This window comes from Undibacterium sp. Tian12W (genome assembly GCF_049339405.1).
Classification (GTDB): domain Bacteria; phylum Pseudomonadota; class Gammaproteobacteria; order Burkholderiales; family Burkholderiaceae_D; genus Undibacterium.
The window spans coordinates 31,565-44,125 of the sequence record NZ_JBMPPK010000016.1 but is presented as its reverse complement, the minus strand read 5'-3'; the positions used below and the strand labels follow the sequence as shown (position 1 = coordinate 44,125).

Annotated in this window: 12 protein-coding genes; 4 read left to right on the top strand and 8 right to left on the bottom strand. The window is 50.8% G+C overall.

Features of this window, described 5'->3' with window-relative positions; genetic code table 11:
* Window positions 1-147: 147 nt before the first annotated feature.
* From ppk1 to ACO0LI_RS20060, 3 genes are all read left to right on the top strand, one after another.
* Entirely contained in the window at window positions 148-2,289 is a 2,142-nt protein-coding gene (gene ppk1, locus ACO0LI_RS20070; protein ID WP_423034947.1) for a polyphosphate kinase 1, read from the top strand.
* The gene (gene sixA / locus ACO0LI_RS20065) at window positions 2,289-2,768 is read left to right on the top strand and encodes a phosphohistidine phosphatase SixA (RefSeq protein ID WP_423034809.1); all 480 of its coding nucleotides are present in this window, start codon (window positions 2,289-2,291) and stop codon (window positions 2,766-2,768) included. The genes ppk1 and sixA overlap by 1 nt, the downstream gene beginning before the upstream one ends.
* A gap of 101 nt (window positions 2,769-2,869) precedes the next feature.
* Window positions 2,870-3,757 carry an EamA family transporter gene (locus tag ACO0LI_RS20060; RefSeq protein ID WP_423034807.1) on the top strand — a complete coding sequence of 296 codons (888 nt, stop codon included), beginning with the start codon at window positions 2,870-2,872 and terminating at the stop codon, window positions 3,755-3,757.
* A gap of 2 nt (window positions 3,758-3,759) precedes the next feature.
* Here the strand turns inward: ACO0LI_RS20060 and ACO0LI_RS20055 are convergent, their stop codons facing one another.
* The 3 genes from ACO0LI_RS20055 to ACO0LI_RS20045 form a co-directional block, all read right to left on the bottom strand.
* On the bottom strand, window positions 3,760-4,626 hold the full coding sequence (locus ACO0LI_RS20055; protein ID WP_423034805.1) for a UDP-2,3-diacylglucosamine diphosphatase: 867 nt from the start codon (window positions 4,624-4,626) through the stop codon (window positions 3,760-3,762).
* A 2-nt stretch (window positions 4,627-4,628) separates the two neighbouring features.
* Window positions 4,629-5,393: a GNAT family N-acetyltransferase gene (locus ACO0LI_RS20050; protein ID WP_422950476.1), complete on the bottom strand. Its 765-nt coding sequence runs from the start codon at window positions 5,391-5,393 to the stop codon at window positions 4,629-4,631.
* A gap of 269 nt (window positions 5,394-5,662) precedes the next feature.
* Window positions 5,663-6,130, bottom strand: a complete 468-nt coding sequence (locus ACO0LI_RS20045) for a hypothetical protein (RefSeq protein ID WP_423034803.1) — start codon at window positions 6,128-6,130, stop codon at window positions 5,663-5,665.
* 192 nt (window positions 6,131-6,322) lie between these two features.
* Here ACO0LI_RS20045 and pstS point away from each other — a divergent pair, with 192 nt between their 5' ends.
* The gene (gene pstS / locus ACO0LI_RS20040; RefSeq protein ID WP_423034801.1) at window positions 6,323-7,396 is read left to right on the top strand and encodes a phosphate ABC transporter substrate-binding protein PstS; all 1,074 of its coding nucleotides are present in this window, start codon (window positions 6,323-6,325) and stop codon (window positions 7,394-7,396) included.
* Window positions 7,397-7,412: 16 nt separating this feature from the next.
* On the opposite strand, the gene budA is transcribed toward pstS, so the two are convergent.
* The 5 genes from budA to ACO0LI_RS20015 all read right to left on the bottom strand — a co-directional run bounded on the left by budA (window position 7,413) and on the right by ACO0LI_RS20015 (window position 12,557).
* A complete protein-coding gene (gene budA, locus ACO0LI_RS20035) occupies window positions 7,413-8,195 on the bottom strand; it encodes an acetolactate decarboxylase (protein WP_423034799.1) in 783 nt (260 codons plus the stop codon).
* 73 nt (window positions 8,196-8,268) lie between these two features.
* On the bottom strand, window positions 8,269-9,057 hold the full coding sequence (locus ACO0LI_RS20030) for a DUF4184 family protein (protein WP_423034797.1): 789 nt from the start codon (window positions 9,055-9,057) through the stop codon (window positions 8,269-8,271).
* A gap of 45 nt (window positions 9,058-9,102) precedes the next feature.
* Window positions 9,103-9,846 (bottom strand): penicillin-insensitive murein endopeptidase, encoded by a 744-nt coding sequence (locus ACO0LI_RS20025; RefSeq protein WP_422950481.1) that lies wholly within the window; start codon window positions 9,844-9,846, stop codon window positions 9,103-9,105.
* 14 nt (window positions 9,847-9,860) lie between these two features.
* Window positions 9,861-10,787: a hypothetical protein gene (locus ACO0LI_RS20020; RefSeq protein WP_422950482.1), complete on the bottom strand. Its 927-nt coding sequence runs from the start codon at window positions 10,785-10,787 to the stop codon at window positions 9,861-9,863.
* A 465-nt stretch (window positions 10,788-11,252) separates the two neighbouring features.
* Window positions 11,253-12,557 (bottom strand): c-type cytochrome, encoded by a 1,305-nt coding sequence (locus ACO0LI_RS20015; RefSeq protein ID WP_423034795.1) that lies wholly within the window; start codon window positions 12,555-12,557, stop codon window positions 11,253-11,255.
* Window positions 12,558-12,561: the final 4 nt, after the last annotated feature.

Below are 12,561 nucleotides of genomic sequence, written 5' to 3'. Positions count from 1 at the left end.
AATAATTGCACTTGTTATCACTTTTTTGTCATAAACTTGTCATTTAAGACGTCTAGAATGCTTACGTATATATATGACGTCCTTTATGACATGCAAAAAACTATGCCAAATCAGGAAACACCCTCTTCAGCAACTGCGCCGGAAGACATGAAACAAGTTCCTGACACTGAAATCAAGGCACTTGCCAAGCAAGTCAAGCCGGTGGCGGTACCAGAATTGTCACGTTCGGTGATTTTCCTGGACCGGGAGATGTCACAAATTGCCTTCAACTGGCGTGTGCTGGCTCAGGCTGAGGACCGCAGCATCCCCTTGCTCGAACGTTTGAAATATTTATGCATCGTCGGCAGCAATCTCGATGAGTTCTTTGAAGTCAGGGTTGCCAGCCTGCTGGCGCAAAACACAATCGATGGTGAACTGGTACAACATCCTACCTTTCAGGCCATGCTCAAGCGCGTCAGCGATGAGTGCCATCAGCTAGCAAAAAGGCAATACGAATTACTGAATCAGGAGATTTTGCCCCAGCTCTCCAAAAAAGGCATACATTTGCTGCGCCATTCCGAGCGCAATGAAGCCCAGCGTGCCTGGGTGAAATCCTATTTTGAGCGTGAAGTCCGCCCCCTGCTGACACCAATCGGCCTGGACCCTGCCCATCCCTTCCCCCAGGTAGTCAACAAGAGTTTGAATTTCATTGTCTCGCTGGCGGGCAAGGATGCTTTTGGCCGCGGCACAGGGATTGCGATCGTCAAGGCACCGCGCGTTTTGCCACGCATCATCCGCCTGCCGGATGAATTATCGAACGATGGCATGGCGTTTTGCCTGCTGTCTTCAGTCATACACTCTCACATAGAAGACTTGTTCAATGGCCGCGAGGTGATCAATTATTCACAGTTCCGCGTCACCCGTGACAGCGACCTGTGGGTGGATGAAGAAGAAGTCAAGAATCTGCGACAGGCATTACAGGGTGAATTGCAAACCCGCCAGTTCGGTGCCGCAGTACGCCTGGAAGTGGCAAAGAACTGCCCCGAGGACTTGTCACGCTTCCTGCTCGAACAATTCAATCTCGACAGCGACCGTCTGTATCCGGTGGATGGCCCGGTCAACATGGTCAGGCTCGGTGAACTGGTCGATCATGTCAAGCAACCTAATCTGCGCTTCCCGCCGTTCTCGGCGAAGGCCATAGGCAAGTATGCGCATGCTGATATTTTCACTTTGCTGCGCAAGCAAGACATACTCTTGCATCACCCTTTCCAGCCTTTCCAGACCGTCATTGACTTCATACGCTCGGCGTCACAAGACCCCAGCGTAGTTGCGATCAAGCAGACTATCTATCGCACCGGTATGAATTCGGATTTGATGGAATCCCTGATCACGGCTGCAAGACTGGGCAAGGAAGTTACCGTCATCGTTGAATTGATGGCACGCTTTGATGAAGAAGCGAATATCAACTGGGCCGACAAATTGCAGCGCGCCGGTGCCCAGGTTGTGTACGGCGTGGTTGGCCTGAAGACCCATGCCAAACTGGCGCTGGTGATACGCCGCGAAGAAGGCGGCAATTTGCGCCATTATGCCCATCTGGGTACTGGCAATTACCATCCATCGACTACGCGTTTTTATACAGACTTTGGCTTGCTGACAGCCCACCCTGAGATGGCAGCAGAAGTCAATGAAGTGTTTATCCACCTGACTGGTTTGACCAAACCTAAAAAACTTGATTATCTGTGGCTGGCACCATTTGCCCTGCAACCGCAAATCATCAAAGCCATCCGCAATGAAGCACGCATAGCCCGTGAAGGCCGCCCTGCCCGCATCATCGCCAAGATGAATGCATTGCTGGATGAATCTGTCATCCGTGCACTATATGCTGCGTCGGCAGATGGCGTAAAAATTGACCTGATCATACGCGGCGCCTGCGCCTTGCGCCCGGGCGTACCTGGCTTGTCTGAAAATATCAAGGTGCGCTCCATCATAGGCCGCTTCCTCGAACATAGCCGTATCTATTACTTCCGTAATGATCTGGCGCATGATGTGTATCTTGCCAGTGCCGACTGGATGAACCGCAATCTGTTCCGTCGTATAGAAGTGGCCTTCCCTGTACTGGAAAAATCATTGAAAAAACGCGTTATTTCTGAAGGCCTGGAACCCTATCTGAAAGACAATGTGAATGCCTGGACACTGGATTCAGACGGACATTACGACCGCAAGAAATCCAGAGCCAAGCAAGTGCGTTTCTGTGCCCAGCAACATCTGATGCAAACTCTGGGCACCCTGGCTGATACGGATAATCAATAATGGAACTCATCCTCTGGCGTCATGCAGAAGCAGAACCAGCGACAGCTGAACTGACTGATGAATTCAGAAAACTGACAGGCAAGGGCAACAAGCAGGCAAGCAAAATTGCTTACTGGCTGGACAGTACTTTGCCTGAAACCTGCAGGATACTGGCCAGCCCCACCATACGCACCAGAGATACGGCCGAGGCCCTGATCGCCTGCGGCAGGAAATATAAAATCGTTCCCGAATTGGGGCCGGCAGCCACGGTTAGCGATGTACTGACCGCAGCCAATTGGCCAAACAGCCGTGAACCTGTACTCATCATCGGCCACCAACCTTATCTGGGGCAGGTCGCCGCTGAATTGTTGGGTCACCCTTTGCAAGAGTACAGCGTACGCAAAGGCAATGTCTGGTGGATCACGCAAAAGCAGCGCGAAAACGAGATTATGCAAACCTATCTGAAAGCCATCATGTCGCCTGACCTGGTGGTTAAATAAGCGTTCCTGAAATCCATTTAGCCACAGGTAAAAATACTGGCTCTCTGCAGCAAATGCCGCTTGCTGTTAGTATGTAGGGCCGTCTTTACCCATAAAGCACGATGAAACCCACGCACATCCTTGCCGCCCTGATTGCAGTCATCACCTGGGGCATCAATTTCGTAGTCATCAAAATCGGTTTGCAAGGATTGCCGCCTGTGCTGTTCACCGCATCGCGCTTTATCTTCTCTGCCCTGCCCCTGGTATTTTTTGTGTCATTTCCAAAGACATCGTGGAAATGGGTGGCTGCCTACGGCATGTTCCAGTTTGCTTTCCAGTTCACGCTTTTGTTTTGCGGTATCAAGCTCGGCTTCCCGGCGGGGCTGGCATCTCTGGTCATGCAATTGCAAGCATTCATCACCATGGGTCTGGCCGTTGTCATCATGGGTGAGAAACCGCAATTCGTGCAGGTACTGGGTGCATTGATTGCCTTGTCTGGCATGGCGCTGGTTGCCATGCATCTGGAAGCGCAGGCAACCATCATAGGATTCTTGCTGGTGGTCGCTGGTGCGGTGTGCTGGAGTATCGCCAATATCGTCACCAAGAAGATAGGTGTCGTCAATCCGCTGGCGATGGTGGTGTGGGGTTCGGCCATTGCCAGCCCGCCCCTGCTGCTCGCTTCTTACATGATGGAAGGTATGGATGCCTGGCAAGCCGCCTATGCGCAACTGAACTGGACATCTATCGGTGCAATTGCTTACCAGTCTTATCCGAATACCATAGTCGGTTTTGGCATCTGGTCATGGCTGATGCGTAAATACCCTGCCGCGACCATTGCACCATTTACTCTGCTGGTGCCAGTAGTCGGCATGCTGACCGCTTCTATCGTATTGAACGAGACTTTATTCTGGTGGAAAATCTGCGCTGGTCTGCTGGTGCTAGGTGGTCTGGCTTGCAACCAGTTTGGTTTGCGCATCTGGTCCTGGTTCAAACCGGCTGCAAGCACCTGAACTTAGCCAGCGACTGTTTCCAGTTCGGTCTCGTCCACATCAATATCTGCCGCAGCATCTGCCACATGCTCAGGGTGGCAGATGTCATGCCAGGTCACCAACCTGAGTTCGCCCTTGGCGTCTTCCACCAGGGCTGACAGGCTTTCTACCCAGTCGCCATCATTGCAGTACAAGATGCCGCCTATGTCGCGTATTTCTGGCTTGTGGATATGGCCGCAGATGATGCCATCCAGGCCTTTGCGGCGGGCCTCGTCTGCCAGTGCATCTTCAAACTGCGTGATATAGCTGACCGCGTTCTTAACCTTTTGCTTCAGATATTGTGACAGCGACCAATAAGGCATGCCAGCACGGGCGCGCCAGTTATTGAATATCTGGTTAAATTTCAGGATGACGGTATACAAGCTGTCACCTACATAGGCCAGCCATTTGGCGCAAGCGATGACGCCATCAAACCGGTCACCATGCAAGACCAGCATGCGCTTGCCTGCGGCCGTGGTGTGCACCAGCTCATCCCTGATTTTAATGCCGCCAAAATCAAGGTCAATGAACTGGCGTATCGACTCGTCATGGTTGCCAGGCACGAAGATGACATTCGTGCCTTTCTTGGCTTTTTTGAGTACAGTCTGCACCACATTATTATGGGTCTGGTCCCAGTACCAGCGGCGCTTGAGTTGCCAGCCGTCGATGATGTCACCGACCAGATACAGGGTATCTGAATCGGTGGCACGCAAGAATTGCAGCAACTTGGTCGCCTGGCAGCCGCTCGTTCCCAGATGCAAATCTGAAATCCAGATAGTGCGGAAACGCTGGGTTTCTTTCTTACCGGTTTTATACAATTTGCTATTCAGGAACTGATCGGCTGGTTTCATATTTATTGCTCCCCTGTGCCGTAATGGCGTGCGTAACGGTCATCCAGATTCGCCAGTGGCAACATGACGAATAAATCAGCGCTATGGAAATCAGGGTCCCAGGCAGGATCACCGCAAACCCAGGCACCGGCACGCAGATAGCCCTTCAGCAGTGGCGGAATACGTGCCTCAGTCGTGCTGCTGTCGATTTCATCGAGCGGGAAAGGTGTGTGTGGCGTGACGCGGTATTCGAGCGGAGAGAAATCTGCCGCAGACAGACCACGGTAAATCGCCGCAGCATTCTGGCCACCGTCGGTCAGGCTGATACTCGCGCAACCAATGAGGTGCGAGCAACGCTCACGGCGCATGTATGCAGCCAGGCCAGCCCACAGCAGCATGATGACGGCACCACTGCGGTAATCAGGGTGTATGCAGGCACGGCCAGCTTCTGCCACGCTATTGCGTATATGTTGCAGGCGGGATAGGTCAAATTCTGTTTCGGAATAATAGCGACCGAGCTGACGGGCAGCATTTGGCCCCAGTATGCGGTAAGTACCGACCACTTTCAGGGTTTTGGAGTCGCGCACGATCAGGTGATCGCAGTACTCATCAAACTCATCCTTATCCAGGCCATCAGGGTTGGACAAAGCAGACAGGCCCATGCTTTCTATAAAGACCTTATAGCGCAATCGCTGTACTTCTTTGACTTCTTTTGCCGTGGTAGCAAGGCTCAGATTGAGTTTGGAAAAACTGGGATTAGCATCGGCGGGTATCGTGAGTAATCGCATTCATCGTCCTTGTCATGTTGTTCGTTGATCCGACGAACGAAGAATAATCAAGGATTACTTCAGCAAGATGACAGCAAGATGTCGGTTTTATGACAAGTCTGAAAAACAACAATCCCCGTTTTGGCTGATCTCGAACAGATACCAGAACGGGGATAGTCTTGAAAAACTGCATGCCAGCAGAACAAAAGCGCATACCTAATACATAAAAGATACATACCGGGCGTATGCCCGGCATCATGTCCTGCTATTCACGCATTCCTGCAGCTGAATTATTTTTCTTTCTTTGGCCTGCCAGCCTTCAGCGGTGCCAGGCCAGCGATCAGTTTTTTGAGTGCTGGCACGTCGGTCTTGCTCAGCAAGGCAACGCCAATACGCAGTAACTGGCTCTTTTTAACTTCAACGCCAGCTTTCAGGCAGGCTTTCTTGACTGCACCAAGCGCCGCATATTCGCTTTCCGGCATGGTGAAACTGTCGCGCACCAGCTTGGCTTTTTTAACTTTTTCGACGACCACGTCGGCCACAGGTTTGGCTTCAGGCAGTCTGGCCGCCGGCTTGGCGCGCACAGCGGCTTTTACAGGCGCTTTTGCAGCGACTTTCACCTCGGCAGCAGGTTTGCTGACGACTTTCTTCCCGGCAGCCACAACAGCAGGCTTAACAGGCGTTTTTTTAAGGGCTACGACTTTTTTCTCTGCACCTGCGACTACAGTACTTACTTTTTTCGTTGCTGCGGTTACCATTCCAGCCTCCAGATTAGAAAACATGTAAACAATATAAACAATTTATTGTTGATATGCAAGGAAGAAGCATAGCCACTAGAAATGACAGGTTCATTACGGAAAATACCGCTTTAGGGAGGAATTTTCAGGCTCGTGAGATAATCCGCGCCAATTCGTTTCCAGTTTCCCGGCTTTTAAGCTTTATTTTTTATCATGAATACACGCAACTCCCTGCTCTTCCCCCTAGTTTTACTGCTTTCCCCTCTTGCCAGCCTTCCTGCCCATGCAGACATTCAGGGTTCAGGTTCTTCTGCAGCGGCTCCCCTTTACCAGAAATGGGCAGATGCTTATAGCAAAAACGCTGGTATTACTGTCACTTACCAGGCCAGCGGCTCGTCTGCCGGCATCAAGAAAATCAAAGAAAACAGTGTGGAATTTGGCGCCAGCGATGCCGCCATGAGCCAGGCTGACCTGAAAAAGGACAAACTCATACAGTTTCCCTCAGCTATTTCAGGCGTGGTACCGGTGATCAACCTGCCAGGCATCAAAAACGCCGAACTGCGCCTGACCGGCGAAGTCCTTGCGAATATTTTTTCCGGCGAAATTACGAACTGGAATGATGCCGCTATCACAGCGCTCAATCCGGGCTTGCGCTTGCCAAACAAGAATATCGAAGTCATCGTGCGCCAGGATGGTTCAGGCACGACTTACAATTTTTCTGATTACCTGGGCAAGGTCAGCAAAAACTGGCAGGCCAAGTATGGCAGGAATTTCACCATTCCCTGGAATAGCCGTTTGATACAAGTCAAGGGCAGCAGTAATATTGCCAGTACACTCAAAAAAACGGCATATGCCATCAGTTACATCGACTTCAATTATGTAACGCAAGAAAAACTCGACTACGCCCTGTTGCAAAATCGCGATGGCAAATTCATCGCCCCTTCTGCCGAAGCATTTTCTGCAGCCCTGTCAAACAGCAGTTGGAAAACCGATGCCAATTTTGAAGAAATGCTGACTGACAAACCAGGGCAAAAAACCTGGCCTATCAGCATGGGTACTTTTATCATCATGCAACAGCGTGCCAGGGATGCGCAGCAAACCACCGCCACCATGAAATTCTTTACCTGGGCCTTCATGCGCGGTGACCGCTTTGTCAACAGCGTCGATTTCGTGCGCCTGCCCGATAGTTTGCAAGCCAGGATATTCAAGGAAATGACGACCGTCACAGACAAGAACGGCAATATCCTGAACTGGAATCTGAGCACTGATCCTGGTTCAAAAAACTAAGAACCCTGGGAATATTTCAGTCCTTGCGCAACTTCTCTACCGCCTTTAATTCCGTTGCACGATCAACTGTCTGATTGGCATTGGCAAACATGCTGTTGGCGGGCAGCTTGATTTCTATGTCTGAAACTGCCCCAACCTTGATCGTGCCCTGACTAAGGCTGAGTGCCAGAACATGGCCACCTGCCTTGCGGTCATCAGAAAGATAATGCCAGTGATAACCCGGCACATTAAAGCCCTTGGCAAAACCGGGGCTGCGGAATGCAACCAGGGTGCCCCTGGTATTGCTGAAGTTAAACAGTGTCTGGGTCTTAGTCACTTCTGCCAACGGTTTATAAGGCTTGTCCTGCGGAGAGATGGCACGTGTAGTCAACTGTTTAAACTCTCCATCTACCCTGATTGCATAAAAAAGATTCTTATTGACCAGTCGTTCATCGAGCATGTCTTCCAGCTCTTTCATGCTGGTTTCTTTGCTGACTTCAAAGCGATTGTCTGCTTTGAAAGTGGTGACTACGGCAAAGGGGGTCAACTGCCCGCCACTGGCTTTGACGACACTGCCATCTGCCTTGAACTGGAACACATCGCCGTCAAGCACAATCATTTCACCATCAACGCGGTTGAAGGTACCTATGCCAAAATCGCCTTTTCGTTTCAGTTCGTCAACCGTCAGTTCACCTTCGTAAGCACCTGCGAGCAGTGCATCTATCGTGGCGTAATGAAATACTGTCCCCTGTTTTGGTACCTGGGTACAAGCCGACAGGGTAGCGACGACAAACAGGACTGCCAGTTTTTGAATTTTCATGATTCTCTACGCATTTAAGTTGATGAGGGTGATGTAGTAAAAGGCATATTGCCACTGATTGAGTATTAACTGCTTACTCCAGTGCTTCTGGTCTTGCTCTGGCCCTGGCGATCAGTAAAGCGGCAATCGTCAGCAGTATGGCAAAGCAAGTCGTTGCGCATAGCGCGAAACGAAACAGAAACGCCTCTTTTGCTGCGCTCGCGCTCCTCATGCCAGATGCGGCAAATGCAAGTGGCAAAGCGAGCAATAATGCAGTCAGGGCAGTGCTGGCAATTAAAATATACCGCCACTGATCACTCTCCCTGGGTTCGAGTATGACGATGTGCGGGAGTTTTCTCAGCCATTGCCAGTAACAATAAGCCAGTCCACCTACACCAATCAAGGTACTCAGATGCTGTACCAGATGAAAGACGCGGGTATGAAAACCGGCGATATCTACCGGTTCACGCAAGACGTCGAAGTAAGCGACCGCAAAACCACTGGCGTGGGTGAATGCATCCCAGACTATATGCGTCATCGCCCCCAGCAGTAAAGACAAGGATATCCAGATCACTTGCGACACATTCAAATTGCGCGACGGGGACAAATGCGCCTGCAATGCCTGCCTTTGCATCTGTGGCAGCAGATAAATAAAATGTGTTTGCATCAAACGCAAGAACATGAATACAGCCCAGCCTAAGGGCAGGCACACCAGCAGCAAACCCGGCCACTGGTGCGCCAGTGTCGCCAGGTCGAAAGCAAACACATAGTAGCCAAGATCTGGCGCAATACTGCCTATGACCAGGGCCATCAGATTGAAACGCTGCGGTGCCAGGCGGCGCAGGGGCAATATGGCGAGTGGATGGGCAAAGGTCCAGGGCATATTCAGCTAAAGTAAGTTCAGGTCATCCGGTCGTGCGTTTTAAAATCAAGCAGTGTTTTTTTTGCAGGGCAAATCAAAATCAACATGATAATGCTCATCATGCCTGATCCAGGCTTTTCCCTTCATGAATTTCAGGTGTTTTTGCAGATAAGGCCCACGCTTCGTGGCAAATAATTTTGCCTGATAAGGCGGGTCAATAATCACCAGTGCAAGTCCCCTGCCCTTGGCTTTTGCTGCAAGATCAAGCTGGTATAAATGCTCGGCCAGGGCGGCAAAGTCGATGCGGTAGTCACCAAAGCGCCCTTGTGTATCAAAATCAATATCGTAGCCATAGTTGTTATTCATATTCCCAGGCAAGGGCCGGGATATGCCTTGGACATCAAGCACGGGCACCATGAAATCGACAGACAGACCATTTTTATGGGTACGGTGAGGCCTCATGCGCCCACCTGTTTTCCAGCCGGTTTCACCATAGACAAAGACTTTGTCGCTGGCAGTTTGCTCAAGTTCTTGATAGGCCAGAGAAATAATTTCTGCAACGGTGGAATGTACATACGTGCGCCCCAGGCTGACGCCCAGGGCACTATACGCAGAAAAATTATTGCCTTTTTCTGGCAAACTGACGCCAGCTTCCAGCCTGCCATTGGCGACCGTTCCATAGCAGGTACTTTCTTTGGTCTGCACTTTTTCTTGTGCTTTTGCCTGCCCTGCTGTCAGTCCGGCACAAGACCATGCCAATACCAGGCCCAGGCCCAGCAGATGGCGACGGAGATGTGCGAAGGATTCCACCTTGATGCAGATACTTATTTTGGCTCAGTCGTCTGCGCAGGTGGCGTTGCGCTCACTGCAGGGGCCGGAACATTCACTACCGGCATTGCATTTCGCCAGTTTTCTGGCGTGCACATTTCCCATTTTGTATTGGTCACATAAAATAATGCTGCCTGCTTGTGTGACAGGACATGGAAGGATGGCTGCTGTATCGCCTTCACCGCACCATCAGCAATAAAATACTCGATAGAGAATCGTGGGTAAGCCATGACCAGGCCACCGACTGCGAATGAAACATCTTCAGGCTTGATGATCTCTGCTACTTTGCCTTCACTGGTGCCGGTGGTTACCTCCATCAGGCGCAGCCTGGTTTTTTCAAACAATTCACGCTCCGCCATGGACTCGCGCGCATTATTGAGTTTGCGCAAAATACCCAGGGGATTGGTACCTATATCGACCAGCGAGCCGATCTGGGAAAGCGAAGGATTATTGACAACTTCAACAATACTGCGCCAGCTCGACTTACCAGAGAATTGCAAAGTGATTGTGGAAGTCGGCTGGCTGGCGGCCAGCAAACCCTCTATCCAGGCATTGGCGTCTTTAGCCCAATGATATTTGGTGGCAGAAGCATAGCCACGGCAGCTATAGAAAGCCAGCGCATCCTGTTTGGAAACCGCACCCGTGAGTTTGTTATCAACAAACACCAGGCCACCAACATCACCATCTGTCATGGCAACATAGGCAATATTGCGCCCCTGAGCATCTTTCATCTCAAAGCGTTCCATGGCCGACTCTTGCGGCACGGTAGTAATTACATAACGTGCATCTGATTTTTGATCGACTGCCAGGCTCTTGATAGGTCCCGCAGTTTTAGTGGGTTGATCTACATTATTGGCGGCAAGGGCAGGATAAGAGATGCTGAAAGCAAGTGCTGGCAGCAGAGTGATGATTCTGAATCGCATATGATGAAAAAGATTTATAAAGAAGCAATCTTAACTGAAATTGCTGATCTATAACACTTTTCATGGGCAGGCGGATGGAGTCATTCGAGTATGTCGGCAGTATGGCAACGATTGCAGCCAATGCTAAAAGGCTACGGCTGCGGCTGCTGCCATACTCTACTTCGTGGTGGTGTCACTTCCAGTGCGACAAGTGATAGCTACAGGGGCGTCGGATAACACCGTGTCTGCCACTACCGGGCCAGAAAAATTCCAGCCCTTTCACTGACCTCACTACATCAGCGTTCACACCAGTGCTCGAGACACCACCACACGCCGCCAACATAACTGTAATAACAGGTCGCCAAGCGGGTGGCAGATTTCAAATCCATCTGCAAACAATGTCAATTAACACAAGTGTAAAAGCGGATGAAGCGCAAGAATGTTTAAAAATGTATGTGAATTGTCATCAAATTGTAATTTTCCACTCTATTCCATTGCAGCAGTACGGTAGCGATTAACTTCTGCTGGAGTAACTGGCTCGGCTTTATTGCCCCAGGCATTGCGCACATAGCTGAGTACCAGGGCGACTTCGCTGTCAGTGAGGGTATGGGCAAAAGGCGGCATGCCGTAAGGACGCGGATTATCTTTCGTGACTGGCGGGAAGCCACCAGACAAGACCATGCGTACCGGATTCGACAAGGCATGGCTGAGCACACCGGGATTAGATTTCAGTGCCGGATAAATATTGCTGACACCTTCTCCCTGCGCTCCATGGCAATCCATGCAATGGGTTTTATAAAGTGCTCCCCCTTGTTTCATGACTGCTTCCATGCGCTCCGCACTCAGCTCAGAACCTGCCATGAACTTGTCCAGGACATCCTTCTCAGCCACCTGCACGGTAGGTATGGCCTGCAGATAAGTGGCCATGGATTTGATATCAGCATCTGACAGATGCTGGGTACTACCGGCGACCACCTCAGCCATGGGGCCAGAGACGGCAGTATGCTGATTGACACCTGATTTCAGCAAGGCGATCAATTCTTGTGGTGACCATTTAGCCAGATTGACTTCTTTGCTATTGGTCAGTGCTGGTGCGTACCAACTAGTCAATTCGCCACCAGACAAATCTTTGACACCGGCATTCGCGCCCAGGCTGTTGCGGCTGCTATGGCAGGCGCTGCAATGCCCCAAGCCATTGACCAGGTAGGCACCGCGGTTCCATTCAGCAGACTTGCCCTTTTCTTCCTGATAGCTGGCGGGCCTGAAATAAGCAGCACGCCAGAAAGCCAGCAAAGCCCGTTGATCATAAGGGAAGCGCAGTTCATGCGCCTGGTTTTGCTTTTCCACCTTGGGCAAGGACATCAGATAGACATACATGGCGTCAGCATCTGCACGTGAGACCTGGGTGTAATTGGTATAGGGGAAGGATGGATATAACAGGCTGCCATCCCTGGATTTGCCATTGTGCAGGGCTTGCCAGAAATCATTTGCAGTCCAGCTGCCTATGCCGGTCTTTACATCAGGCGTGATATTCGGCGTCCTGAAGTTGCCAAAGTCAGTTTGCAACATGCGTCCACCGGCAAAGGCGGCTTCGCCACGTGTAGTGTGGCAGCCCATGCAATTACCAGCCTTGACCAGATATTCCCCCCTGAGCAGTTGATCTGCCGTATTTGTTTTGTCAGCAGCCGTGTTTGCAGTACTTTTGTCATCGACCAGATAATAGCCAAAGCCCGCTACCGCAACAATGCAGACCAGCAAGAACAGCAGGACGGACATGAGAATTTTTTTCATGATT